This window comes from Paenibacillus sp. Y280 (assembly GCF_056786335.1).
This window is the reverse complement of the sequence record NZ_JBXCIW010000025.1, coordinates 42,862-67,995: the sequence shown is the minus strand read 5'-3', so window position 1 is coordinate 67,995 and position 25,134 is coordinate 42,862. Positions and strand designations below refer to the sequence as shown.

Below are 25,134 nucleotides of genomic sequence, written 5' to 3'. Positions count from 1 at the left end.
TAGACAAGCTGTTGCCTTGGTCAACATCGCTACCGCTGACTTGCCACGTGTTTAAATCTTAATCCAGCTTATCTTAGCTCTCATCTGATGACAAGGTGGGGGCTATTTGACGCTTACGCATCAAGCGAGGAAGAGAAGCACTTAATGGTACGGATAGACAAGCCTATCACTGGAATGGGATGGAATTAGAGCTGGACAGATCTTATTTAAAGGAAAAATACGGAGACAAGGATAAACAAGGCTTTGTATTAGAAATCGAAAGCAGGGAAAAATATTTCTTTCACTACGTGTTTCGAATTGGTTATAATGTTGATCCTGTTTTCTTAACCTTTTACTCTGAAGAACAGATTCTTGAAGAGTACGCAGACTCTAATTACGTTGTTGTCTACAGCACCCATCAGGGAATGAGGCTAGTCACGGCAAATAAGCAGTTTATTTACCATTTAGAAAATGGTCTGGACTAGCTGTTTTATTCCTGTTTATACTTTCTCTCAAATAAAGTCCACATCATAATAGAAACGATTATACCGATTATGACAGTGACGCATACCATAGTAATAATCTCCATGTATGCAAGGCTTCTACCCAAAAAAATAATTAAAAATACACAAATACAAATGAACTCCCGTATCCAACGAAGAGCATATCGCACTCTTCCTTTAGCTCTCGTTTTATACCATCTTTCCCGCGCTTTTTTTTCATACTCTTGCATAGGCTCTCTCCTTTTAAACATCTGTTTTTCCTTTAAGTATTACAATAGATACATCCTCACTCGTCATACCTTGTTTTAGTAAAATATTTCATGATTCTTCTCCCACTTAAGCCGTTCCTTTACCTAAATTTTCTGCAAATTATACCATAAATGCAAACAAAAAGAGTGAAGCAATCGATCCCTTTACTTGTGCTATAATGGTGTAGTTATTGTAAATTAACACCTACTTTTTCAAAAGCGAGGAATAAGCGATGATGATCAAATTCGGTAAATGCCCGGTGCAGTTATATACATGCTGATAACAGAATGTATCGGGCTTAATATGTAATTGTTATCAGTTAACTGCACCTAATCCACATGATTGTATGAAAATGTGAGAGGGGTACAGCGAATCATGAAATTAAATGAATTAATACCTTTTTGGTTACTGGAAGAGGAAAAGACGTTTACGGGTTGGAATTTCTCATATCTGGCTAACCGCACAGCAACGCAGGAGCTCACTTGGGATTACAGAACAACCGTATTATCCTATATGCAGTGAACGACTACACTCCTTGATATCGGAACAGGCGGTGGGGAGTTTCTATTGTCGCTCTCACCTCCAAGGGGCCAGACCTATGCAACTGAAGCCTATGCGCCTAATTATGAGCTGTGCAAGCAAACGCTGCCTGCTTTTGGAATTGATGTAAGGCCGGTGAGCAATGATCATGAACTGCCGTTTGAAAATGAGTTCTTTGATCTAGTCATCAATCGGCATGAATCCTTCTCCGCGCAAGAGGTTCACCGCATTTTAAAGCCGGGCGGCATTTTCGTAACCCAGCAGGTTGGCGGACAAAACAACAGGGAATTATCCACGTTTCTACTAGGCCAACAATCGAGCTTAACGGATTCGAATTTTAATCTTCAAGCCTGCCGAGACGAATTATTGAAAGCACGGTTTACAATTCTCGAGGGTAAGGAGCATTTCCCTTTGCTTCAATTTTTTGATGTGGGGGCTTTGGTTTATTTTGCAAAAATAATTGAGTGGGAATTTCCCGGCTTTTCGGTACAGAAGTGCTTGGATAGGCTCATCCTATTACAAGAGAAGCTGGAGAAGGATGGCTCAATTCAAAGTTTGGAGCACCGTTTTTTTATGACGGTACGCAAATAAGCTGCAACGTTCCATTTTTCTTTAAAGGGTCATGACTACTATCGAAATAAACCACTTCAGATTACTGAAGTGGTTTATTTGTCTTTCGATTCTATATGGAAGTGCTTCTGTAGTTCTCGCGAAAGCAGAGCTTTGCGATATTAAAAATTTGTCCCATATGCTCCGAGTAATGAGCGGCGCACTGATGCAGCATGTCAAGATTGCTTCTTTCCTTATTCCGAATCAGCTGCTTCTGTTCCAGCTTAACGTCGCTAATACTAAACTTCTTTATTAACCATTCCCGATTAAACCCATAGTCCACAGCAGTCCCTTCTCTCCTTGAAGTGGATACACGCTATGCCCAAAATCACAGAAAGAATCAATATAGCAATTATGTCGATTTGTTCAATGCTTCTACGATTAAATAAAATTATGACGCCTTGAATAAATAGAAAATAAATCAATAAATAAAGCGACCATTGAAGCGCATAGATTACCCTTCCTCTAGCCCTGATCTTGTTCCATCTTCCATACTCGCGTTTATCTAATTCTTTCATAAGCACTCCCTTTGGAAAAATCTGTCGTTCACTTCACGGTTCAAGTTAAGCTTTTTAACTTTAGATTGACTGAAATATTAATTAAATAGATTCAATATGAGACCCATTAAAAAAATAGCTATGCAATAGGCAAACACAATAAGCAGTGCTTTCCACTTCTTTATCTCCATTGTATTGAAATAAAACGTTACATTTTCACGGTACATATAGTATAAAATTAATCCATCCCATAAAATTCTTGATCCATTTTTGATGTAATACTTATTCAGGCTTCGCCCTGAAATATCAAACTGATCTGAAATTGCCTTCATAGTAAATAATGAATTAACATTTGAAGTAATTTCATATGCAAAGTAAAATATGGCTAGCCACCAGCCCCATTTTTTCCCTTGCCACATACCAATCCCACTAATAATACCAATAGCCCCTGAGAAACCAAGTGCTACTTGAAAGTATGCATTAGATATCCCTGATATCCCGATGAAGGAGGATAGTTCATCCGTTCTAGAAAACATTAATAACTGTGCTATTAATACCAAAGCACCGTTAATAATCATTAAGATAGCAAGTATACTCACTCCAATCGGTCGATCATAATTGCCTTCCATAATCTCTTCATTTGTTGCTCTAGATAAGTCGGACACCCTAATTTTCCTCCTAAAATGATACTTTTTTTCAAATCATACCATCTGTCGTATTTTGTTACAATATGTAAAAATAAGAGGAAATTTAACTGCTTAAAATATAAAAAAGCTGCAGCAAGAAGGAGTACCCTCTTTACTACAGCCTAATTTGGCGCTAACTATTATTTGGCGTTATAGAAAACTTCCAGTTCACGGACTACCGCCGCAAGCGATCCGTCTACGCGAGTCTGGCGTTGTTCCTTGTTGTACAACGACGCGATTTGTTCAGGGAATTGCTGCTCGATGCCGCAAAGCTCAATTGCTTCATTGAACTTAGCCGGATGAGCTGTCGCAAGCGAGATCGTAATCCCCTCGTTGCTGTATTTGTCAGCTGCTGCTACGCCGCAAGCCGAATGCGGATCGAGCAAGTAGCCGTTTTCCGCTTCATATTTCTTAATCGTGCTCAAGCACTCTTGTCCTTGGACGCCATGCGCTCCAAATTCCGCTTGCACCCGGCTCAGCGCATCTCCAGAAATGACAATTTGTCCTTCTGCTTTGAACTGATCCATTAGATTGCAGATTTGTGCGGCATCCTCGCCGAGCACGTAATACAAGTAACGCTCAAAATTGCTTGCTACTTGAATATCCATCGATGGGCTGTACGTGCTGCGGAAATCTCCCGGCTTGTACACACCCTCGAGGATAAAGCGCTCCAAAATATTGTTCTCGTTCGTAGCTAAAATAAGCTTGCCAACCGGAAGCCCCATACGCTTCGCTAGGTATCCTGCAAAAATATCGCCGAAGTTGCCTGTCGGTACGCTAAAGTTCACCTGCTTCGCATCCGTCATCTTCACGACTTGGAAGTAGGCGTAGAAGTAATACACCGTTTGCGCCAAAATACGGACGAAGTTGATCGAGTTGATCGCCGCCAGATGATTGCTCGCCTTAAAGTCGAGGTCAGCGAACAAGTCCTTAATCATACGCTGGCAATCATCGAAGTTGCCGTCCACTGACAGATTCAGCACGTTATCCTCTTGAACCGTCGTCATTTGAAGCTCCTGCACTTTACTTACTTTGCCATGCGGGTGCAAAATACAAATTTTGATGCCTTCCTTGCCTTTGACGCCCTCAATGGCCGAAGCGCCTGTATCGCCGGAGGTTGCTCCGAGAATATGAATTTTTTTATTTTGCTTAGCCGCTACATACGTATACAGCTGACCCATAAATTGCAGGGCGATATCTTTAAACGCAAACGTCGGACCGTGGAACAGCTCCAGCAAATAAAGATCATCCTTCAATTTACGAACCGGCGTCACTTCCGGATCACGGAAGGTCGAATAGCTCGCATATACCATATCTTTCAGATCTTGCTCAGGAATTTCACCATTCGTAAAATACGAGAAAATCGCAAGCACCAGCTCCTGATAGCTAAGCTCCTGCCATTCCTTCAACGTTTCCGCGGAAATAACCGGAATTTCGTTTGGTACAAGCAGACCGCCATCATTGCCAAGACCCATCATGAACGCATCGATAAATCCTATTTTGCCAACATTCCCTCTTGTACTGATGTACTCCATTTGTAAATAGCCTCCTACATACGCACAATTATCGTCAAATATCGTTATTTAAATCATATCATCGTTTGCCGTAATAATCGATTGTTTTCACAATAGTATATCATTTTGTTCACATTCGCTAAAGGTTAGGCTTAATCAAATGCCTTCATCCACGACAAGACCAAAAATCGTCGCAAACGTAATCGCCTGCGCCGGCGAGATGATGCAGCGTCGCAAATCCTCAAGCGCTACGCCTAAACCGCTAAATTCGCAGCTGCTTATGTCAATACCGCCAAGCTTCGTCTGGGACAGCTGCGCTTGATCGATATTCACTTCTCTTAAATAAAATTGCGCCAAAGTCATGTTGGACATGTCGGCTTTGGCAAGCGAGCTTTTCTCAAACTTGACGCCCTTGGCGTTCGAGAAGCGCAGCACGGCATAATCGGCAACACATTGCTCGAACAAGACGTTGCGCAGCGTCGAGCCGGTAATATCCATGCCAAGCAGCTTGCAGTTATGGAAAGAAACCCGGTGCATAATCGCTTCGCTCAGATCAATATTCGATAAATCGCAGTTTTCAAAACGCACATCGGTAAACTCCGCTTTCCGCAAGCTCGTCCCCCGGAACACCGCATTATTGAATACGACTCTATCGAAGCATGCCTTATAAGCCGATTGATTATGAATGCCGCAATCTTGAATGAGGCTGTCGCTAATCTCATGCTCGTCCGCCCACTCGTAATCGGGGACGTCGATTGCTGTTAGCCCCTCCGGTATTTTAGGCGCTTCAATTTTTTCTTTTTTACTGGACATATGTATGAGGACCTGCCTTTATGATGTATTAGCTTCAACTTCTCTCTATTATACACCTCTCCGCTAATGACTTCTTCCTCATCCCCATCTATAATGTGAATAAATAGAGGATCAGAGTGCGAGGTGCGAAATGAAATACGAAATGACGCTAGAGCAGCGCGATCATATCATGGGAAAACTGACTGAGGAGCAACGTCATTTTTTGCATCATGAGCTGGTTAGAGGCCGGAGAACGTTGTTCGCACGGCAGCTGGCGCGCAAAAAATGCCAATTCATCCCCGAGGATGCCCAGTTTGAGGATATAGAATCTTTTATCGAGGAATGGGATTATATCGGGTTTACCGATAGCGGCGAGGTGTCGCCGCATACGAAATGCGAATGCGGCAGATCGCTGCGCTATCAGCACCAGGTGCGTCATCTGCCTACGAACACGATACGTTATTTTGGCATTGAGCATCTGCAGTTGCACACCGGAATCGATGCGAAGGCTATTTCGGATATTATGAAGGGCTTTGACGTGCTCGATGGCGAGCTTAACGAAATGCTCATCAAATACCGGGATGGCTGGCAGCTCGACCAGCATCTCTTCCTGCCGCTGCCATCTGAGCTGGAAGTGCCGCCTGATATTCAAGCTCATTTGGACGCTAAGCTACCGCTGCTCGACAGGCAGCTGGCAAGGCTGCGCGGCAGACTGCGCGAGCTTGATCAGGCGAGCAGACAAAAGAGGATTGCAGCCGCGCTTACCTATTTTAATGAGCCGGAAGACGATGGGGATGCGCAAGAAAGCAGCAGATCGTTTGTCGTCCCCGAAGAGCTGCAAGAGAATCATGTAGGACAAGCTGCGTTCAACTTTAGCGAAGAGGAGGCCGCTCAGGTCGCTTTCAGCTTTGAGGAAACAGATGACGGCCAAGCAGCATTTGTTTTCGACGATACGTCGAGCAGTCAGGGCGCCTTCGTCTTCGACGAAATGGAAGAGAGCCAAGGGGCTTTCGTATTTGATGAGCCTGCACCTTCGGTTAATCAGGATGCTTTTGCCTTTGAGGAAGCTGGCAAGAAGCTGGGAGCAGCCGCACTCAGAGAAGCGGAACTGAGCAGCAGCAGCTCCCAGAGCTCAAGTCCCTTTTACCTTTCTCCTCCTGCACAACGTGTCGTTGATGACGCCTTGAAGTATGGGCGCATCAGCACGCTGGCGATATCGAACTTCTTGATCGAGCAGAAGCTCGTTCGGGATGAGAGGATGTCTACCGGCAAGCCGGGCATCTACATTGCCGTTGCCGCGTACTTGGACAAGCTTGAAGCAGCAGGCTTATGCGAGCTTGTCTCGAGCAACTCAGAGGATCGTAATTACTCCAGTACGAGCATCCGCAAATAAAATTGGCTCCGTCTATATCTCTCAGTACAAACAACCCTCTTCCTGTCGGAAGAGGGTTGTCTATCATTATACAATCACACGCCGATTCCACTCGATAAGCACACATAGGTTCTTAAAGACAACAAACTCTGGTTGCTCTTCCCCTATAAGCGCTATACGTGCTTATTGCAACCTCTCTGCCAAAAACACACGCAGATTCCACTCGATAAGCACACATAGGTTCTTAAAGACAACAAACTCCGGCTGTTCTTCCCCTATAAGCGCATATATGTGCTTATTGGGACCATCCCGGCAAAATCACACGCCGATCCCACTCGATAAGCACACATAGGTTCTTATAGACGACAAACTCAGGATTCTCTTCTCCTTTAAGCGCATATATGTGCTTATCACGACCTTTCTGCCAAAATCACACGCCGATCCCACTCGATAAGCACACATAGGTTCTTAAAGACAACAAACTCAGGATTCTCTTCCCCTTTAAGCGCATATATGTGCTTATAGCAAGCTTTTTGCCCAAAACACATGCCGATTCCACTCGATAAGCACACATAGGTTCTTAAAGACATCAAACTCAGGCTACTCTTCCCCTATAAGCGCATATGCGTTCTTATTGAGACCTTTCTGCCAAAATCACACGCCGATTCCACTCGATAAGCACGCATAGGTTCTTAAAGACAACAAACTCCGACTGTTCTTCCACTATAAGCGCATATGCGTGCTTATCACGACCTATCTGCCAAAAACACACGCCGATCCTACTCGATAAGCACACATAGGTTCTTAAAGACAACAAACTCCGGCTACTCTTCCCCTATAAGCGCATATATGTGCTTAAAGCGACCTTTCTGCCAAAATCACACGCCGCCGATTCCACTCTGTAAGCACACTTAGGTGCATACTTAACGCGACAAACACGGAACATCTTATTTTTCCGTCTATTCAATCAACCCTTCATCCTTCAACCACTGCTCGGCAACCTCGCGAGCCTGCATTCCTTGCAGATCCACCTTGCCATTTAGCACCGACATCGCTCGGTCATCGATTTTGCCAGCGAGCAGATTAAGCACCTCTGCTAGTTCAGGATGCTCCTTAAGCGTGTCCATACGGATGATAGGTACTGCGTAATAGGGTGGAAAATACTGCTTATCGTCCTTAATGACCTTGAGATCGAATGCTTCAATCCGGCCATCTGTGGAAAAAGCGTCATTCACATCCGTCGTTCCTTCTTTAACCGCACTATAGGTTAGGCCAGGGTCCAGCCCCTTCACTTCCTTGAATTTCATTCCATAGGCTTGCTGTAAGCCAATATATCCATCCGGACGCTCCAAAAACTCATGTGTTGCGCCAAGCACGAACTTGTCGGATTTCCGAGCCAAATCGGTAAAGGTTTCGATTCCCTCCTGCTCGGCGCGCTTTCTGCTCATCGCCAGCGTATACGTATTGTTGAAGCCGATTGGCTTCAGCCAAGTCACATTGTAGTTTTTCTCATAAGCAGCCTTCACGCGCTCGTACGTTTCCTCCGGTTTGCCGCCAAGCGGCTCCTCCTTGAGAACCGATGTCCAGCCTGTTCCCGTATACTCCGGATAAATATCGATGTTGCCTTTAACGAGTGCACTGTGAGTCACCTGCGAGCCTCCGAGAAAAGGTTTTCGTTCGACCGTCAGGTCTGTCTTCGCTTCAATTAACGAGGCCATCATATGCGTCAAAATATCCTGTTCGGTAAAGTTCTTCCCGCCAACGACGATGGGGTCGGATCCAAATGGATTTCCTTTCGCCACTATGCCCGCCGCTATTGCAAGAATCAGCACCGTACCTAGTCCAATACGCAATCCTTTAGCGAGCTTGGACGTTTTTTTGCCTCGCTTACGCATCCCTTTTGGAGTTACGGCTCTCTCCATCCATCCTAATAAGTAGTCGAAGAGCAATGCCAATAACGCTGAAGGTATCGTTCCTGCCAAAATCAATTCCGTATTGACCGTCGATATGCCCCGGAAAATCAAATCGCCCAGCCCTCCCGCTCCGACAAGCGATGCTAGCGTGGCAACGCCGATCAACATGACCGTCGCTGTGCGAATACCCGCCATAATGACGCTCAAAGCAAGCGGCAGCTCCACCTTCAGCATCACCTGCATGCTCGTCATCCCCATACCGATTCCAGCTTCCTTGATCGGCTTCTCCACGTTCATAATACCGGTGTACGTGTTTCTCAGAATGGGCAGCAGTGCGTAGACGGTCAGGGCAACGATAGCTGGAAACATCCCAATCCCTAGAATCGGGATCATAAACCCGAGCAAGGCTAAGCTCGGAATCGTCTGAAATAGGGAAGCAACACCGATAACCGGAGTCGCCAGCCTAGAGTAACGGGTGAGCAGCAGCCCGAGTGGAATCGAAATCACGATCGCGATCAGAAGAGCGATAAACGAAAGCTCGATATGCTCCATGGTCGCCCTATAGATATCTTCTTGCCGGCTTGTAATCACATCCCAGAATTTCATGGCTTCCTCCCTGTTAAATCTGCTTAAGCAGAGCGTCAATTAGACTGGAATTGGTGACTAAACCGGCCAATAAGCCGCTAGGATGCACGACAGGCAAGCTGTATAAGCCATGTTCCCGCATAAGATCCACGGCATCGGCAACGCCCGTTCCAACAACGATGGTTGGAACATCGGATTTCATGATGTCCTGCAGCGTCAAATCCTCATGATGGTACTGCTCCTCCAGCATTTCTTTCGTCACAATACCTTTCAAATGCCGGTTCTTATCGGTTACGAGCAAGCTGGTTACGCGGTGCTGCTTCATCAGCTTCGCGCCATGAGCAAGCCCGCGCGTCAACGAAACGATAACAGGATTCGATACCATTACATCCTCCACCGTCAGCTGCTCCGATTCGTTTAATCGATTGCCACCGATAAACGTACGGACAAAGTCGTTTTTAGGGCGGCGAAGAATACGATCCGGGGTATCGGCCTGAACGATCTCGCCGCCTTGCATCAGCACGATACGATCGGCGATCTTCAGCGCTTCATCCATATCATGCGAGACGAAGACGATCGTTTTCTTCACTTCCTCCTGCAATTGAATCAAATCATCCTGCAATTGTTCCCGGCTAATCGGGTCCAGCGCGCTAAACGGCTCGTCCATCAAAATAATCAACGGCTCCGCAGCAAGCGCACGAATGACACCGATACGCTGCTGCTGGCCGCCGCTCAATTCTGCCGGATAGCGATCTCGGTATTCACTTGGATCTAGACCTACCATTTCCATCAATTCATCAATCCGCTTCTCGTATGTATCTTTGGCGATACCCTTCAGTTTAGGCACGACCGCTACGTTTTCTTTGATCGTCATATGCGGAAACAAACCGATATGCTGAATAACGTATCCGATATTTCTTCGCAGCTCCACGGGGTTGATGAGGGAAATATCCTTACCGCCGATCAGAATTTGACCAGAAGAAGGCTCGACTAGACGATTAATCATCTTCATCGTCGTCGTTTTCCCGCACCCGCTCGGCCCGATTAGTGTGATCAGCTCCCCCTCCTTGATCTCGAGATCGATTCCTTTTAGCGCAGTCATTCCATCGTTATATCTTTTCGTCACGTTTTTGAACTGTATCAATCAGACACCTCGTGTTAGTCAGAGTAGAACTGGTTGGTGTTATTCTATCCAACAGCACTTTACCTATGCTTCCCTCTGCATACAAAAAAAGCACCATTCCCGCTAGGGGAGTGATGCTCGGTTTAATACAAAATTCACTAACCATTTATTAATTCCCTTAATTTATTTGCATGTATTACAGGAATTTCATAACCCTCATTGGTATTTTCAAGGTCTACCAATAGCCCTTTCGTATCCCTATTTGTACCTAATGAAAGATGGAAAGCTTTTGTTCTTTGATCCTGAAATTTTATCTTCAAATTGTATTCTGCCACATAATTGATGATACCTGGCATTTTCTCTGCACGATCTAAAGCATTTTTGAAGACTTGAAATGATTGGAGATCATTGAATTGCAGGTCTGTAATTATAAGGTTGCTACTTGTATTTGGAGTTATTCGATTAACCTGCTCATTAGCTTAATGGTGAATAGGCAAAAATGGTTCCTTTTAATTCCTTGAATGCTGCATTTGACTTCTTTGTTTATCCAGCACTTCTAAGTAAAGCACTTGCAAAAACTTTTTAATATTTACTCTCCCCTTCTCCGGCTTCTGCTTCTCGTCCATCTCTTTCATTTTTAACCGAATGTCTTGAAAATCAAAATAAAGCGGAGCGTAATGTTCAAATTTAGGATTGCTGTAGTCAGTCAAGCCGATGCTCGCCAGATTTGCGAGAGCGCTCATGAGCGTACGGCGAATCCGCTGTTCTACCGCTTTGCCTTCTTTGCCTTGATCATGCTGAGCCCGGGCTGCAACCTCGTATAATTCTTTGAGCGGCGGAAGCGTATCTGCTTTATTTTGCTGAATAAGATACTCCATCATTTCAATCATGTCTCTGCTTCCTATTTCACCGACAATTCCCAAATCCCTCAAAATAGGCTGTACCGTCTCGCGAACGGACATTTTCCTCGGACTGTTCCCCAAATCCGTATTCAAATTGCTCAGCTTTGCCATAGAGTCTTTCATTTCATTTAAATATTTGTCTGTTTTCCATTTCTCGTTCACTTTGGACAATACGGCTCGAACCTCAACCAGGTTGATTGGTTTTTGAATATAATATTCAATTCCGGCCTGGTACGCCTTCCCGATCATTTCCTTGTTTTCGATTTGCGAGATCATCACATATTTGCCGTTGTAGCCCTTCAGCTTTAAATTGTTAATCGTCTCGATGCCATCCTGCTCAGGCATTAATAGATCCATGAGCACGATGTCTGGATTCGCACCCAAAACTGCTCTCTCCCCTTCGCTCCCATTCTCTGCAGTAACGATTACCTCGCCAAGCCAGCTTTGTTCAATAATGTTCTGAAGCATCCATATGCTAGCCGCATCATCATCGACAATACCAAATGAAAGCATCGGTCTTCACACCCCTATTTTTAAAGTATGGGTCGGAAAAGCTGCGACAAAGGTTGTTTCCTCGAACGGTTTGGATACTTTCAAGCGAAGCTTGCCGCCTGATGCTCGTACGATGTCGCGAACATGCGACAAGCCAATTCCAGTAGCCGCATATCCCTCATGGTTGAATTTTGTTGTAAATCCCGGTTCAAAAATAATCTCCTTATTCGGCTCCGCGATACCTGCTCCCGTATCCGTTACGGCCAGCACTGTATCATCCTCCTGCTCGAAAACACGAATCCGAATCGTCCCCTTCGTATCGATGGCCTCCACTGCATTAGCAACGAGATTGTTAAGCACGGTCAATAACGGAATATAGTGCGTTGTTGCATAGTCGGTTCCTATCCATGTCTCATATTGGACTTCTTTCTTCAGCATTTTGCTATAGTCGTCATTGGATTGGATAACGAAAGCAATGATTTCCGCAAGCGTCATATCGGAGGCCGATTCAGGATCGAACAGCTTCAGCAATCCGGATAAAATGCGCTGGGAATCCTTCTTCACCTCATGAATCTGCTGCGTGATGTCCAGCATAGTTCGGCTTAAAGTCTTTTCTCCGGCATCATTCAGCTTCCCGTACAAATCATGGCTCTTCGCCGTAATTTGCTCAATTGCATCCATCGATTTTCTCAAATAAAATACTTCTCCATACAGGCCGGAACCGAATTGAAGCATTTGATCCATTCGTTTTTTCTGTTCGTTATGTACGACCCGCATCTGGCTAATCATCAAGCTGCTGAACAAGCCGACAACAAATAGGCTCCGCACAACAGAAGTGGCACCAATGAGCATCCATTGCTCCGAATAGAGATAAGGCAAATGAAAGAGGAGACTGCGAGCAAGCAGCTCTATCTCATTAGATATGAAATCAATGGCCGAAATCATACCAGCTAATAGAAGAGGATGCAGCTTAGGCAAGTAAACGTGAGCTTGTTTCATTCCGATTGCAAAAATGATGTAATAGAGCGCCGCCGATAAATGTGTCTTCATGCTTGCGAGGAGCAAAAATGTCTCATGAGAAACAAGTCCGTCGATTGCCGTTCGGAAAACAAGCACCGTAAACCCCGTAATCACTCCCGTATATACATAGGACAAATGTCTCGCTAACAGCAGCATAAGAAGAAAAGCGCTGCTTCCGAGCCCAATACGAAACAAATCTCCGCTAAAGGGCGTTATTTTAAACTCCCCTGCTACTGCTGTTACTACTGCTATAAGTATCATTTGCACCCATACGTTATTCGTATATTTTCGCAAACAATCCCCTCCAGTTAAAATAATTGTAAACAATGATCCATTATTTTCATATCCTTTTTCGAATATTGCGACAATGGTCACATAAAAAAAGCCGACCTCTATCGAAGTCGACTTTCCGATCTCTTCAACCTTTAAACCATTTTTGTCTCAAACTTTTTCGCAATTAAGGATAAGGCATAATTGACCACAAAGTATAGGAGTGCGGCAAACAAGAGCACAGGGATCGCATAAGAAATGTTTTGCCCGATCACTATTTTCGATTGGTTCATGAGCTCCGGCAAGGCAATAACTACGGCTAAGGACGTATCCTTCAATAACGAAATAAATTGGCTAACCAGCGGCGGTACCATGCGGCGAAGCCCTTGCGGCAGCACGATATGCCATAACGTAGTCATTTGGCTGAGGCCGGAGGAGCGCGCCGCTTCGATTTGCCCCTTATCGATAGAATTCAAGCCGCTGCGGACGACCTCCGATATCATAGCCCCTTCGAACAAGGTCAAAGCAATAATGGTCGCGTACACGGGACCAAGCTGAATGCCGACTTCCGGCAAGGCGAATCGCGTGAAAAAAATAATGAGCAGCAGCGGTAAATTTCGAATGAGCTCAACGATTATGCTAAAAATCGGTGATACAATGGGAACCTTCATATAACGGACAGTGCCTACAATAGCGCCAAGCACAAAGCTAAATATAATAGAGATAAACGCCACTTTAAGCGTCAAGTAAAACCCTTCTAAAATAAACTTCATATTATCCATTGTAAAAGCGTTGGCAAAATCCATTTGTCCTCCTCCTCTCTACCCGCGTTTAGCTAGTCTTCGCTCCAATTGAAGCGCCATATAACTTAAAGGAAGAGTCAGCACCAAATAAAGGAGCCCGACAATGATGTAGGTATCCGTGTAGATATATGTTTTGCTAGCCACCTTATCGCCAAAGTACATAAGATCCAGACCAGCGACTACACTAAGCACCGATGTATTTTTGACCAAGTTAATAAATTGGTTACTGAGGGGGGGGATGACGATTTTGATCGCTTGCGGAAGAATGACATGCCTCATCGTTTGTACATACGTGAGTCCGGAGGACAGCGAAGCTTCCGTCTGACCCTTTGGCACGGACATTATGCCAGCCCGAATCGCTTCCGCTATAAATGATGACGTATATACCGCAAGTCCGATCGTTCCGCAAATAAATCCGTTTAACACAATACCGAGCGCAGGCAGCACTAAGTAAAAAACATAGACAACGAGCAGCAGCGGGATGTTGCGGAGAAATTCGACATACGCCGTGCCCGCCCACCGCAACGGTTTAATGGACGAAATACGAAATACGGCAATGATTGTTCCCAGCACGAAGCTGCCGATCAGAGCGATGATGCTGGAGTATATGGTGTTGACGAATCCCTCCATATAGAGGTCAAAGTGCGTGGTTAAGATCGAGAAATCCGGCATGATTTATCCTCCTTTGCGGATCTGACCTATGAAATAAGGGTGGCCGCGGCCACCCTTCTATTGTGGTGATTCATTTATTCCAACGGCATTGTGCCGATCCATTTCTCATAGATCTTATTGTAATCGCCGCTCGACTTCAGCGCTGCGAGCTCTTTGTTGACGGCATCGACAAGCGCTGTCTCGCCTTTTTTGATCGCAATGCCATATGGCTCATCTGTAAAAGGCTCGCCAACGACTTCATAGCCGGCATCCTGCGCCATCATGCCGTACAGGATCGCATTGTCCGTCGTTAACGCATCGCCTTGACCGGCTTTTAGCGCGCTGAAGGCATCCTGATAATTATCGAATTCGAGCACGGTAGCCTCCGGCGATTTCTCGATAATGTTATCCACCGAAGTGGCTCCCTTTACAGCGAGTATTTTCGTTCCTTTTTTCACATCGTCAATGCTTTTAATCGCGCTGCCTTTTTTCACGAGCAAGGACTGTCCCGCTTTAAAATACACCTCGGAGAAATCAACCTGCTTTCTACGCTCCTCTGTAATGGTCATGGTGGCAATAATTAAGTCGATTTCATTGCTGTCCAGCATCGGTATACGCGTTTTGGAGGTGACCTCCTTCAGCTCAATCTTCGTCTCATCTCCGAGAATCGACTTGGCAAGCGCCTTTGCGATTTCGATATCGAAGCCTTCAACCTCATTATTCGAAGGATTTTTAAGTCCGAACAGCTTCGTATCGAACTTCACCCCAACGACTAGCTTCCCTCTGTCTTTAATCGTATCAAGCAGCGTTGCAGAAGCCTCCGGCTCCTTGCCCACGCCTTGAGTATTGTTCGTCTCTTCTTCCTTCGCTCCTCCACACCCTGCAAGCACGAATACCGACAACACGATGATCATTACACTAACGCTCAACCATTTTTTTGCCATTATTAAAATCGCCCCTTTATATTAATGATTTAGTACCCGGTTGAGAAACAATCGTGCACGTTCCTCGCGCGGATTGGAAAAAAACGTTTCAGGCGAGGCTTCCTCGATGATCTGCCCCTTATCCATAAACACAACACGGTCGGCAACTTCACGCGCAAATCCCATCTCATGTGTCACAACGACCATCGTCATGCCCTCATTCGCAAGCGCCTTCATCACATCGAGCACCTCGCCGACCATTTCCGGATCAAGAGCGGATGTCGGCTCATCGAACAGCATCACCTTCGGCTTCATCGCAAGCCCTCTCGCAATAGCCACACGCTGCTGCTGGCCTCCCGATAACTGTGAAGGATATTGGCCAGCCTTGTCATCGATTCCGACCTTCTCCAAATAGTACATGGCCGTTTTCTCAGCTTCCTGCTTCGTAAGCCCCAGTACTTTCATGGGAGCTAACGTAATATTGTCGATTACTTTTTTATGTGGATATAGATTGAAATGCTGAAATACCATGCCGATATCCCGTCTTAGCTTGTTAATATCGGTCTTTTTCGCATTAACCGTGTGCTCGTTAACGATCACATCGCCGCTTGTGATCGTCTCCAGACGATTAATGCATCGAAGCAGCGTGCTTTTGCCAGAACCGGACGGTCCTACTACGACAACCACTTCCCCCTGTTCGATCTGAAGGTTAATGGCTTTGAGTACATGAAAATGTCCGAAATGCTTTTCAACCTGCCGAAATGAGATCATGGCACCCTCCTTCTTAAGCTTCATCCCACAGCTATTTTGTCAGCTGTAAGTTAGAAAACCTAACACAAATACTAAAGATAGACTATGTGATCTTATAGAATCCTACATTTTGAATGGATATTTTCTATATGAGAGGGGCTTGCCGTTATTCGGATTCGCTTAGGCTGACAGAGGAAGTATTTTGCCAGAACACAAAGAAAGCCACGCCCTTTGCAAGGACTGGCTTTCTTTATGTTCTAAACCGAAAGTCATGGCTGCTTAAAGTAAAAAGCATGATCAATCATTTTTTTTGAGTAATTCTACTATGAGATCCAATTTTTGAGATATAAGCTTATCTTCAGTGCATACATAACGGAACGCAGTCTATTGAAGCTGGAATATTAATGGGAGAAGGAGCAGCCTGAGTAGCTGCTCCTTCTTTATTTGTCCCTCGACCGTTCTTCATGGTATCGTTCAACCGCATCCTTCGCTAAATCGCGCCTCGGTAATTTCGAATTGATTCGTAGCAGCAGCCCAATGATGATCAACAGTAAAATAACAATTAACGTCTGCATCTTAGGCACCGCCTACTGGGTTATTCTTATGGTTTATGCAGCGTTCCAGAAAGGTATGAATGACCGGCTGGTCCGGTGGGCTTAGCTCCTTCGGGATGGAATCAAATTCAAAAAAACGCAGCTCCAAAACCTCTACGCCATCCTCCTTAAGTACGCCTTCAAAATCCAAGCACATATAAGCAGTAACTACGTTATACACTTCATCTCCGTGCGGATACTTATAATAGAGCTCCGGTCCGGAGAATACGTCAAACAACGCTAGACTCTTCGCTATCAATCCCGTTTCCTCAAAAAGCTCCCGCTTTGCAACCTCAGTCAGCGCCTCACCCGGCTCCATCGCCCCTCCGGGAAGCCCCCATAAGCCGTTATCCGATCTACGCTGCAGGAGCAGCGACTCTTGATTGCATAACAATACGCAAGCGCCTGCCATGATAAGCGGTCTTGTGCCAACTATCCTTCTTAGATCCATCATATAGCCCATATGAGAGCCTCCTATAAGAGTTCGTGCTTGATCCGCCATCCCTTTTATTAGAATATATCATTTTTGGAGTAAAAAGGAATCGTTTAGCCTACACGCTGCTCTTTCTCGGATGACACTTGAGTGACCTTCAAACCATTAGGATTAAAACATACGATTTTCACTATAATACAGGCGAGTGCCAGCATAATAAATAGTAGACCGCTCCATATCGTTCCTTGCATGCCAACAGCTGTAAGAAACCATCCACCGGCTGCCGAACCGATGAACACGCCCAAATTAATGAAAGATATATAGATTCCGGTCGCAAACTCGGGAGCTTCCGGCGCCTCGGACGTCAGCCATATCTGAGTTACGATAAGTCCGCTTGTATGGGCGGCTCCCCACAAAACGATAATAACCGCGATTGGAACAAATGATGCTTCTCCAAAATAAAGCAATAAGAAGGAGAGCGCTAATACGATCGGATGCAAAAGAGTCGTCTTCATCATGTTTAAGCCAATCAGTCTCCCAGCTAGCAAATTGCCAGCCATGCCGGAGATCCCAAAAACAACAAGCATGATACTAATGACATCGCTGCTCATCCCCATTACTTGCTTTAAATACTCGGCAGAATAACTATATACCGAAAACATGGCAGCAAATAGGAAAGTTGATGCGCCAATATTTATCCATAAGGGGATTTTACGCAATATGCCAAGCTGCTTCCCATAAGATAATTTCTCCGTTCTCGGCGGTTTTGGAAGCATGAACGCAATCCCAACACTAGCAGCGACATTTACAGCAGCACAAAAAATAAAAGAAGCCTCGTATGAGATTTGATCAACTAAATAAGTTGTAATTGGAATACCGAGTACCATTCCCATGCTTGTGCCTACAAATGCCTTGGCAGAAGCTTCTGTAGCTTTTTCCTTAGGATAAAGAGAAACAGCCGCAACAAAAGCAAGCGAAAAATAGACGGGATGAAACAATGCCGGAATAATGCGAAGGGCTAGCAAAACATAAAAGTTTGGCGCAAAAGCTGATCCTAAGCTGCTCCCAGCGAAAATAAGCAAACAGAATAGCAATACATTTTTACGGTTATATCTAGAAAGAAGCAATACCATAAAGGGGCCACATAACGCTATGACTAGCGCAAACAAACCAACCAGCATGCCAGCCTGAGCTGTACTGACGCCATAACGTTCAATAATAGCTGGCAATATGCCAACAACGCCAAACTCTATCGTGTATACCCCAAATAAACCAAGAGCTATAAAAAATAACGGGTTAATTATTCTTTTATTCGATCCGTTTTGAATCATTACGATCACTCCCATACGTATGCAGCTGTACAAAGAGCCTTGGCCGGTTCATACCGCACGAAGGCTCCTGTTCAATCCTTTATTTGTTGATACCGTTATAAACGGCTTCACAGAGATCAACGGTAAACTGGCCTGACATGCCTTCTAATGCCGTATTGGTAAACGCCACAACGCTTAGCTTTTTCGCTGGATCTACGAACCACGAATGACCATACGTCCCGCCCATCCGCCATGTACCCGGTGATTCCGAACTTCCTGCGGCAATCGGATCCATCAGCAGCGTAAATCCCAAACCGAAGCCCCGGCCCGGCCAATAGGGCATTTTAAGATCACCGATCTGGTTGGCCGTCATCTCGCGTACCCAGCTCTCCGGCAGAAGCGGCGCCCCGCCCATGCGCAGCGTTTCCAGCAGCTTCAAAAAATCATCGGCGCTTCCGACCATACCGGCTCCACCAGATGGATAAGCTGTATCGTCAAACGCTCTGCCGGGAGCTAAGCGGAATCCAGCTGTCCCCTCCAAAAAGGCAACGCCGCCTTGATCCTTCATAAGCCGTGGCTCTGGAGCATCATTAAGATAGACAGCGGCTAGTCGATTTGGATCAACTGCAGCAAAGCCCGTGTCATTCAATCCAAGCGGTATAGTTATTAAAGAACGAATGGCTTCGCTAAGCGGCGCATCTGATACTTTAGCTATGACTGCTCCCAGCACATCTGTCGCGATCGAGTATCTCCACTCTGTCCCTGGTGCGTAGACAAGTGGCACAGAAGCTAGTCGTCGGAGATTCTCTTCCAGCGTGATACCAGACTGATCCATGCCATCGGATACGTCTGCTCGCGCATAGGAACCATTCTCTTCTTGGAAGAAGCGATATGTCAGACCTGCGGTATGCGTCATTAAGTGACGAATCGTTAATGCGACAGGCTCGCCATTTTGCAAGCGCGGCTTAAATTCGGGAAGCCACTGATCGACGCGATCATCCAACTGCAAGCGGCCTTGCGCAACTAGCACAAGAGCAGCCGTTGATACGATTGGCTTAGATACGGATGCAAGTCTAAATAACGTATCTTCTTGCATCATTTGGCTAATCTCACGGTTGGCAAATCCAGCAGCGCGGCTGTAAACCGGCACCCCGTCTAACGCCACTTTTATGACAGCACCAACCAGTCGTTTTTCGGCAAGGGTACGATCGATTACTTCATTAATGCGTGCTTGTAAATCATACTGATTCCTTTGGTTTACATTCAAACTGCTCAATCAACTACATCCTCTCTAAAATAGTTAAAGCCTTGAACACTTTACTATTGTGAGTATATTATATTAATTAAGTTGTTTGCTTTACATAAGGCATTCATGTTAAAGGCCGCCCCAAACAATGGAAAACGAGTTGCTTTACTATAAAATCTTTAAATTTAAAGGAGCCGATCGTAATGGACCATGTGGATAAGCAAATTCTGTTCTATCTTCAAAGCCAAGCAAGAATTTCAATGACAGAGCTGGGGAAGTGTGTCGGCTTATCGCAACCCGCCGTAACCGAGAGAGTCAAGCGCATGGAGGAAAAAGGGATCATCGAGGAGTATCGCACGATTGTTTCCCCAGAAAAAATAGGGAAGCAAGCTACTGGCTACATCCTGTTTCGTACAAGAGATTGTTATGCCTTCCTCGATTTTTGCCGCTCATCTCCCGAAGTCATCGAATGCTACCGCATCAGCGGTGAAGACAACTACCTATTGAAAGTAATAACAGACTCCACACGTTCTCTCGAAGATTTTGGAAAACAATGCGTTAATACGGGACCTATACGATTCTTATCGTGATGTCAGAGCCCATCGACCATAAACCATTGATCGCCTCGCTTGAATCGCCAAACCTGCTTGCCAAGCAAGAGTAGAAGGAGTAGCGCGGCTGCAAAACAAAAAAAAATCTGGCATTGAGCCAGACTCTTAGAAAAAACGATTATACAAAAAAGTCGCCGGAGCAGCAATGGTCGTTGGCACGTCAGCCCACTGAAAGTTATTCTGCGCGTAGCATTAACTGGAAAAACTCCCGTTATTTCAATGGATCTTAGCCAAAAATCAACTTTAGAAGGAATTTCTCCCGTTAAATTTCTAGTTTTCACCCTATTAGGAGAAAAACGCCCCTATTAACAGGAGTTTTTCCAGCTAAATGTTCAATTTCCTTCCCAATGTTACAATTAGATGGAGTTTTTCCTGTTATTTCTACCCAACTGCTATGGCAGCTAGCTCCTGATACGCAAAACGAGCCTTAGAAGCGATTCTAAGGCTCGATTAACATATCTGATTAACATTTTACAGCGTCAAATCGGCAAGCTCGTCCATCTTAAATAAGGAGTAGAAGGACAGCCCCGCGTTTTCCAGACGATCTCTTCCCTGCTGCTCCCGTTCGATGACGCATACGACATTTTTAACGATAGCGCCGCAATCCCTTAAATCTTTGGCGCTGAGCAATATTTGGCCGCCGGTCGTTACGACATCCTCAATGATACAAACCTTTTTCCCTTGGATATCGATGCCTTCCGCCAGCTTGCAAGTACCGTATTCTTTCGCTTTCTTTCTAACAAAGGCAACTGGAATTCCCGTTTTCAGCGACACGGCTGTAGCGATCGGAATACCGCCCATTTCCAGACCCGCTAACACTTCTGTTCCTAGGGGGACTAGTTTGGATAAATACTCGGCAACCAAGTTTAACAAAATAGGATTCGATTCAAACAAATATTTGTCAAAATATTCATTAGATTCTATTCCCGATCTTAGCTTAAAAGATCCGGTTAAATGCGCCGTCTTATATATTTCTTTTGCGAGCAATTCCTTTTCCATATTCCACCTGCCTAGTATTTATTTTCATTTTATCACAATGACAATTGAAGTTTAGATTAATATTTACACTATTTATTCAACTTTCAACCGCCATGCATTCTCCTAAAATAAATCCAGCTGCTCCACCACTGGAGGCGGCGGCTCGTTCGGCTCCCCGCCATCCGGGCGAGCAAGCCCAAGCAGCTCCATAAGCCGCTTGGCATTATCTGCCGCATCCCCGCCGGAATTGTTGTTGAAAATGACATATACATGCTCGCTCTGCTGCTCCAGCAGCCGCAGCTTCCCCACCCAATCCTGCAGCTCCTCATCGCTATATCGGTACAAATACCGCACCTCGCGCCAGTTCGGCGCACTCGCTTGATTCCACCCAGACACGTTGCGCCCGTGGAACCTCACAACAGTCGCAAGCTTATCTGTTGCCTGCAGCACAGTTGGCACAGAGCCCACTCCCGCCTGCGGCTCGTCGCATACGCTATGCATCCACTGCTCACGCTCCATGAACGCTAACGTTTTCTCGCGAAACTCCTCGGCGAACCAGCTCTGATGCCGAAACTCCAGCGCGCAGGGTATTCCCTTCATTCGCTCCTTCGTCTCCCTCAGCATTCGCACATTTGCCTGCGTGCAATCAAACCATGGGGGATATTGAAATAACGCCGTCGTCAAGCGGCCTGCTGCCCTAACGGGCTCAAGCATATCTCGAAATGCCGCAAACATTTCGTTCGTCTCTGACGCCGGCACCGTCGGTCCACGCTGATGCCCCGTCATCCCTTGATAGGCCTTAACGAGAAAATGAAGCGATTCCGGCGTGTCCTCCAACCATTTGCCGAAGCGCTCCTTGGATTGAATAGCGTAAAAGGTGCTGTCTACCTCCACCAGCGGAAAATGCTTCGCATATTGCCGCAGCTTGCTGCCTGCTTTTGAGACTGAGGTGTACAGCCGATCATGATCGCCCCACCCAGCCAGTCCGATATGTATCGGCATGTTTTCCCCTCCGCTCGCCTTTTTTGCTTATATGTTCATTATACCTAACTTGCATCTGGATAAGCCAACAGCTCCGCGCAGCAAAAAAGGGCTGCTCCTAGTAGATCATTCTACTAAAGGCTGCCCTCCCAAAAACCATTCCTTCTATAGATAGCGGTATTCCGAAAATGCAGCTGCTTGTCCCAAATAGCTGCCGCTCTCATCCACCAAATTCCAAACCGTTGCATCGACGATATAAAATCGCCGCCCTGTACTTGATATACGGATACTCGTGTATTGATCAACGTATCCTTTTGCCGTCACCGCTTCAAAGAAGCGATCTCGCTCGGCACGTCCTATCGGCTCTGCCGTCAGCCTTGAGGGCTTGCTCGTGAACGCCTCCCACTCCAATTCCCACAGCTCAAGCCCTTTCTTATTACCGTAATTAAGAATGGGATCTGTCTCCGTTCCATGTGATAAAATGACGGTGTCCGCCTGATACAGCTGCTCGCACAAGCTCTTGCCTGGCACTAATTCCAGCAGCTCCTTGCCCGTCCATTTCCGGTAGCTGTCCACCAGCAGCCTCGCATGCGCCTCTGTTGCGCCAACGCCTGTAAGCGGTAATTGCATCTTTTTCTTCCTCCCCGTTTTGATCGCTTCCATTTATATATCACGGAGAGTGGCTGTTGTCTACTTCTTGGCAAAGTGTAAAACGTTTAACAAGCATCATTACTGACGATCAAGCTTCGCAATCGAAGCAGCGCTGTTAAAATCACAATAAACGCAGCGAGCGCCAGCATCGGAATCGTTATAAAACCAAACCAGTTCAAATAGTCGCCTTGGCAGGAGACTTACTTACAGCAGACAATCGACGTGTGCAGAAGCTCGAAAATCGATTTTAAGCATGTATTTGCGCTTACAGCGATGAAGCAGCTTTAGTTATAAAGCATCGTTTCTTTCCATGCTTCATTGTTGTAGATCGTATCGAACTTGTCGCCGTTCGGATATGGCTTCATCGCATGGAATGCACCTGCTGCGCCCGCGGCAATATCAGAAAAATTACAATGCAGTATAATGAAAAGGAAGCATAGGAAGCGAGGCGCATATTTATGTCTCGTTTTTTTTCTGTATTTCTGCAAAAAACGATTAACTTAACGGTTTTTCCGACCGATATATAGGGTAGGTAAATAGGCCTAATAGCGCTCGGCTTGTTTTTGTTAGCAATGCCACGACCATTCCACAGGAGGTATTGCAGTGCAGTCTAGTTTCAATGCCAAATTAATGACCATCATGGGCATTTTCAGTATTTTGATAACGCTTAGTGTATCACTAGTCAATCAGCATCGTTTAAAGGATAATTTGATAGCCGGCTATAAACGCGAATCTGCTTTAGTCGAAGATACGGTCGTCACCGCAGTGTCTGCAGCAGACAAAGCTTTTCTCATCGCAGATAAAGACATTGAAAATAAAATGAAAACTTATTCCCATCGTTTGCTGCAAAAATACTATGAAACGCCAGATGTAGCCTCATGGGACTATCAAGCGCTTAAAGAAAAAATGGGCGGCATGGATATTTACATCATTGATGATACACAAACCATTCGGCACAGCAGCTTTCCTGCGGATGTAGGCCTAAGCTTTGCAAACGACGGAGGCGAACCTGGCTCCTTCTCACATCTCCTGAAAGAAAGACTGAAGGGATACTCCTTTGTAGCGGACGGGCTCGATCAGGAAACAAATACGGGGAAAATAAGAAAATACAGCTATATCCCTACCCCAGATCATAAATATTTAATTGAGCTTGGCTTGTATCTCGAAAATAATCCGATCTTTCACAGCTTCAACTTTCTCGAAATTAGCAACAGCCTTATCCAAAAATATAGCTATATCAACGACATTACCGTTTTTACAACGACGGGCAAATCGATTGGAAAAATGGGCACGGACGGAAAGTCGCTCCTCGTTAGCGAGAAAAATATGCCGGTCTTCAATAAAGCATTCAAAAATTCCACCGTACAAGAAATCGCTAGCGAGCGAAATGGCTTGCCAGTCACTTATCGGTATGTGCCCTACACCATCCAGGTGGACAATGCGATTACCCGCTTTACGGATCAGCGCATTATTGAGATCATTTACAACGAAAAGGAATTGCATGCCAAGCTGAAGCAAAACAAGCAGGTATTCTTGCTTCAGCTGTTGGCAACAATCGCCATTGCGCTTATCATCTCATACATTATAACGAGGCTGGTGGCAAAACCGATGTACCTCGCCTCCCATGATTTATTGACGGGCCTTTCCAATCGCGCGACCTTTGAAAACTCTCTTATATCAAGCATCGAGAAAAATAAGCGAAAGCAGAGAAATACAGCACTGCTTCTGATCGATCTCGATAATTTCAAAATGGTCAACGACACGCTAGGGCATGATGCGGGAGATTGCTTTCTTAAAGAAGTCGGCAAACGAATACGTTCCATTATTGCGAATCCTGATACTGTAACCGCGCGCCTTGGCGGCGATGAATTCGCCGTTATTTTGAACCATGTCGATGCCAGGCAGGCTGCACTTGAAGCAGCAGACCACATTATTTATGAGCTTAAGCGCCCCATTGAAATCAAGGGGGTTAATGTGGTACATGATTTTGGAACGACGGTCTCCATCGGCATTGCCTTTGCTCCACTGCATGCGCAGGACTCCGAGGAATTGTACGCTTGCGCGGATCAGGCGCTTTATCAAGCCAAGCGCAGCGGTAAAAACACCTTTTGCTTTTATGACAACAAACAACCCGCACGGGAATAAACCGGTGCGGGTT

Annotated in this window: 24 protein-coding genes and 2 pseudogenes; 5 read left to right on the top strand and 21 right to left on the bottom strand. The window is 45.6% G+C overall.

Features of this window, described 5'->3' with window-relative positions:
* Positions 1-179 precede the first annotated feature (179 nt).
* On the top strand, positions 180-464 hold the full coding sequence (locus AC1TPC_RS23190; RefSeq protein WP_482069159.1) for a hypothetical protein: 285 nt from the start codon (positions 180-182) through the stop codon (positions 462-464).
* Between the two features lie 807 nt (positions 465-1,271).
* A complete protein-coding gene (locus tag AC1TPC_RS23185) occupies positions 1,272-1,862 on the top strand; it encodes a class I SAM-dependent methyltransferase (RefSeq protein WP_482069166.1) in 591 nt (196 codons plus the stop codon).
* A 91-nt stretch (positions 1,863-1,953) separates the two neighbouring features.
* On the opposite strand, the gene AC1TPC_RS23180 is transcribed toward AC1TPC_RS23185, so the two are convergent.
* The 4 genes from AC1TPC_RS23180 to AC1TPC_RS23165 form a co-directional block, all read right to left on the bottom strand.
* Positions 1,954-2,163, bottom strand: coding sequence for a DUF1572 family protein (locus AC1TPC_RS23180; protein ID WP_482069158.1), 210 nt, complete (start codon positions 2,161-2,163; stop codon positions 1,954-1,956).
* Between the two features lie 312 nt (positions 2,164-2,475).
* Positions 2,476-3,042, bottom strand: a complete 567-nt coding sequence (locus tag AC1TPC_RS23175) for a hypothetical protein (RefSeq protein WP_482069157.1) — start codon at positions 3,040-3,042, stop codon at positions 2,476-2,478.
* Between the two features lie 161 nt (positions 3,043-3,203).
* A complete protein-coding gene (gene thrC, locus AC1TPC_RS23170) occupies positions 3,204-4,598 on the bottom strand; it encodes a threonine synthase (protein ID WP_482069156.1) in 1,395 nt (464 codons plus the stop codon).
* A gap of 135 nt (positions 4,599-4,733) precedes the next feature.
* Positions 4,734-5,390 (bottom strand): pentapeptide repeat-containing protein, encoded by a 657-nt coding sequence (locus AC1TPC_RS23165; protein ID WP_482069155.1) that lies wholly within the window; start codon positions 5,388-5,390, stop codon positions 4,734-4,736.
* Between the two features lie 130 nt (positions 5,391-5,520).
* Between AC1TPC_RS23165 and AC1TPC_RS23160 the strand changes: the two genes are divergently transcribed.
* Entirely contained in the window at positions 5,521-6,762 is a 1,242-nt protein-coding gene (locus AC1TPC_RS23160) for a DUF3895 domain-containing protein (protein WP_482069154.1), read from the top strand.
* 938 nt (positions 6,763-7,700) lie between these two features.
* Here AC1TPC_RS23160 and AC1TPC_RS23155 read toward each other — a convergent pair.
* The 13 genes from AC1TPC_RS23155 to AC1TPC_RS23095 form a co-directional block, all read right to left on the bottom strand.
* Complete coding sequence (locus AC1TPC_RS23155) at positions 7,701-9,260, bottom strand: glycine betaine ABC transporter substrate-binding protein (RefSeq protein ID WP_482069153.1); 1,560 nt, start codon at positions 9,258-9,260, stop codon at positions 7,701-7,703.
* Between the two features lie 13 nt (positions 9,261-9,273).
* Positions 9,274-10,383, bottom strand: a complete 1,110-nt coding sequence (locus AC1TPC_RS23150; protein ID WP_482069152.1) for a betaine/proline/choline family ABC transporter ATP-binding protein — start codon at positions 10,381-10,383, stop codon at positions 9,274-9,276.
* Positions 10,384-10,520: 137 nt separating this feature from the next.
* The gene (locus AC1TPC_RS23145; RefSeq protein WP_482069165.1) at positions 10,521-10,781 is read right to left on the bottom strand and encodes a YhfM domain-containing protein; all 261 of its coding nucleotides are present in this window, start codon (positions 10,779-10,781) and stop codon (positions 10,521-10,523) included.
* Between the two features lie 90 nt (positions 10,782-10,871).
* On the bottom strand, positions 10,872-11,777 hold the full coding sequence (locus AC1TPC_RS23140) for a response regulator (protein ID WP_482069151.1): 906 nt from the start codon (positions 11,775-11,777) through the stop codon (positions 10,872-10,874).
* A gap of 6 nt (positions 11,778-11,783) precedes the next feature.
* Positions 11,784-13,070, bottom strand: coding sequence for a sensor histidine kinase (locus AC1TPC_RS23135; RefSeq protein ID WP_482069150.1), 1,287 nt, complete (start codon positions 13,068-13,070; stop codon positions 11,784-11,786).
* A gap of 131 nt (positions 13,071-13,201) precedes the next feature.
* Positions 13,202-13,852 carry an amino acid ABC transporter permease gene (locus AC1TPC_RS23130; RefSeq protein WP_482069149.1) on the bottom strand — a complete coding sequence of 217 codons (651 nt, stop codon included), beginning with the start codon at positions 13,850-13,852 and terminating at the stop codon, positions 13,202-13,204.
* 15 nt (positions 13,853-13,867) lie between these two features.
* Positions 13,868-14,521, bottom strand: coding sequence for an amino acid ABC transporter permease (locus tag AC1TPC_RS23125; RefSeq protein WP_482069148.1), 654 nt, complete (start codon positions 14,519-14,521; stop codon positions 13,868-13,870).
* A gap of 74 nt (positions 14,522-14,595) precedes the next feature.
* Positions 14,596-15,447, bottom strand: a complete 852-nt coding sequence (locus AC1TPC_RS23120; protein ID WP_482069164.1) for a transporter substrate-binding domain-containing protein — start codon at positions 15,445-15,447, stop codon at positions 14,596-14,598.
* Positions 15,448-15,465: 18 nt separating this feature from the next.
* Complete coding sequence (locus tag AC1TPC_RS23115; RefSeq protein ID WP_482069147.1) at positions 15,466-16,194, bottom strand: amino acid ABC transporter ATP-binding protein; 729 nt, start codon at positions 16,192-16,194, stop codon at positions 15,466-15,468.
* Positions 16,195-16,613: 419 nt separating this feature from the next.
* Positions 16,614-16,748: a hypothetical protein gene (locus tag AC1TPC_RS23110; protein ID WP_482069146.1), complete on the bottom strand. Its 135-nt coding sequence runs from the start codon at positions 16,746-16,748 to the stop codon at positions 16,614-16,616.
* A gap of 1 nt (position 16,749) precedes the next feature.
* Positions 16,750-17,229 (bottom strand): NUDIX hydrolase, encoded by a 480-nt coding sequence (locus tag AC1TPC_RS23105; RefSeq protein ID WP_482069145.1) that lies wholly within the window; start codon positions 17,227-17,229, stop codon positions 16,750-16,752.
* Between the two features lie 83 nt (positions 17,230-17,312).
* Positions 17,313-18,530, bottom strand: a complete 1,218-nt coding sequence (locus AC1TPC_RS23100) for an MFS transporter (protein WP_482069144.1) — start codon at positions 18,528-18,530, stop codon at positions 17,313-17,315.
* Between the two features lie 79 nt (positions 18,531-18,609).
* Positions 18,610-19,776, bottom strand: a complete 1,167-nt coding sequence (locus AC1TPC_RS23095; RefSeq protein ID WP_482069163.1) for a serine hydrolase domain-containing protein — start codon at positions 19,774-19,776, stop codon at positions 18,610-18,612.
* A gap of 182 nt (positions 19,777-19,958) precedes the next feature.
* Between AC1TPC_RS23095 and AC1TPC_RS23090 the strand changes: the two are divergent.
* A pseudogene (locus tag AC1TPC_RS23090) lies at positions 19,959-20,419 on the top strand (Lrp/AsnC family transcriptional regulator).
* A gap of 418 nt (positions 20,420-20,837) precedes the next feature.
* Here AC1TPC_RS23090 and pyrE read toward each other — a convergent pair.
* From pyrE to AC1TPC_RS23070, 4 genes and pseudogenes are all read right to left on the bottom strand, one after another.
* Positions 20,838-21,365: an orotate phosphoribosyltransferase gene (gene pyrE, locus AC1TPC_RS23085; protein ID WP_482069143.1), complete on the bottom strand. Its 528-nt coding sequence runs from the start codon at positions 21,363-21,365 to the stop codon at positions 20,838-20,840.
* 102 nt (positions 21,366-21,467) lie between these two features.
* Positions 21,468-22,346, bottom strand: coding sequence for a DUF72 domain-containing protein (locus AC1TPC_RS23080; protein ID WP_482069142.1), 879 nt, complete (start codon positions 22,344-22,346; stop codon positions 21,468-21,470).
* Between the two features lie 144 nt (positions 22,347-22,490).
* Positions 22,491-22,955, bottom strand: coding sequence for an MEKHLA domain-containing protein (locus tag AC1TPC_RS23075; RefSeq protein WP_482069141.1), 465 nt, complete (start codon positions 22,953-22,955; stop codon positions 22,491-22,493).
* 86 nt (positions 22,956-23,041) lie between these two features.
* Positions 23,042-23,176 (bottom strand): annotated as a pseudogene (locus tag AC1TPC_RS23070) (disulfide bond formation protein B); the annotation flags it as partial.
* A 403-nt stretch (positions 23,177-23,579) separates the two neighbouring features.
* Between AC1TPC_RS23070 and AC1TPC_RS23065 the strand changes: the two are divergent.
* On the top strand, positions 23,580-25,121 hold the full coding sequence (locus tag AC1TPC_RS23065; RefSeq protein WP_482069140.1) for a diguanylate cyclase domain-containing protein: 1,542 nt from the start codon (positions 23,580-23,582) through the stop codon (positions 25,119-25,121).
* Positions 25,122-25,134: the final 13 nt, after the last annotated feature.

Coding starts and splice junctions, on each gene's coding strand:
- AC1TPC_RS23080 (WP_482069142.1), bottom strand. CDS start 22,346: ATGCCGATACATATCGGACTGGCTGGGTGGGGCGATCATGATCGGCTG.
- AC1TPC_RS23190 (WP_482069159.1), top strand. CDS start 180: ATGGAATTAGAGCTGGACAGATCTTATTTAAAGGAAAAATACGGAGAC.
- AC1TPC_RS23100 (WP_482069144.1), bottom strand. CDS start 18,530: ATGATTCAAAACGGATCGAATAAAAGAATAATTAACCCGTTATTTTTT.
- AC1TPC_RS23115 (WP_482069147.1), bottom strand. CDS start 16,194: ATGATCTCATTTCGGCAGGTTGAAAAGCATTTCGGACATTTTCATGTA.
- AC1TPC_RS23075 (WP_482069141.1), bottom strand. CDS start 22,955: ATGCAATTACCGCTTACAGGCGTTGGCGCAACAGAGGCGCATGCGAGG.
- AC1TPC_RS23105 (WP_482069145.1), bottom strand. CDS start 17,229: ATGGGCTATATGATGGATCTAAGAAGGATAGTTGGCACAAGACCGCTT.
- AC1TPC_RS23165 (WP_482069155.1), bottom strand. CDS start 5,390: ATGTCCAGTAAAAAAGAAAAAATTGAAGCGCCTAAAATACCGGAGGGG.
- AC1TPC_RS23155 (WP_482069153.1), bottom strand. CDS start 9,260: ATGAAATTCTGGGATGTGATTACAAGCCGGCAAGAAGATATCTATAGG.
- AC1TPC_RS23140 (WP_482069151.1), bottom strand. CDS start 11,777: ATGCTTTCATTTGGTATTGTCGATGATGATGCGGCTAGCATATGGATG.
- AC1TPC_RS23130 (WP_482069149.1), bottom strand. CDS start 13,852: ATGGATTTTGCCAACGCTTTTACAATGGATAATATGAAGTTTATTTTA.
- AC1TPC_RS23125 (WP_482069148.1), bottom strand. CDS start 14,521: ATGCCGGATTTCTCGATCTTAACCACGCACTTTGACCTCTATATGGAG.
- AC1TPC_RS23160 (WP_482069154.1), top strand. CDS start 5,521: ATGAAATACGAAATGACGCTAGAGCAGCGCGATCATATCATGGGAAAA.
- AC1TPC_RS23110 (WP_482069146.1), bottom strand. CDS start 16,748: ATGCAGACGTTAATTGTTATTTTACTGTTGATCATCATTGGGCTGCTG.
- pyrE (WP_482069143.1), bottom strand. CDS start 21,365: ATGGAAAAGGAATTGCTCGCAAAAGAAATATATAAGACGGCGCATTTA.
- thrC (WP_482069156.1), bottom strand. CDS start 4,598: ATGGAGTACATCAGTACAAGAGGGAATGTTGGCAAAATAGGATTTATC.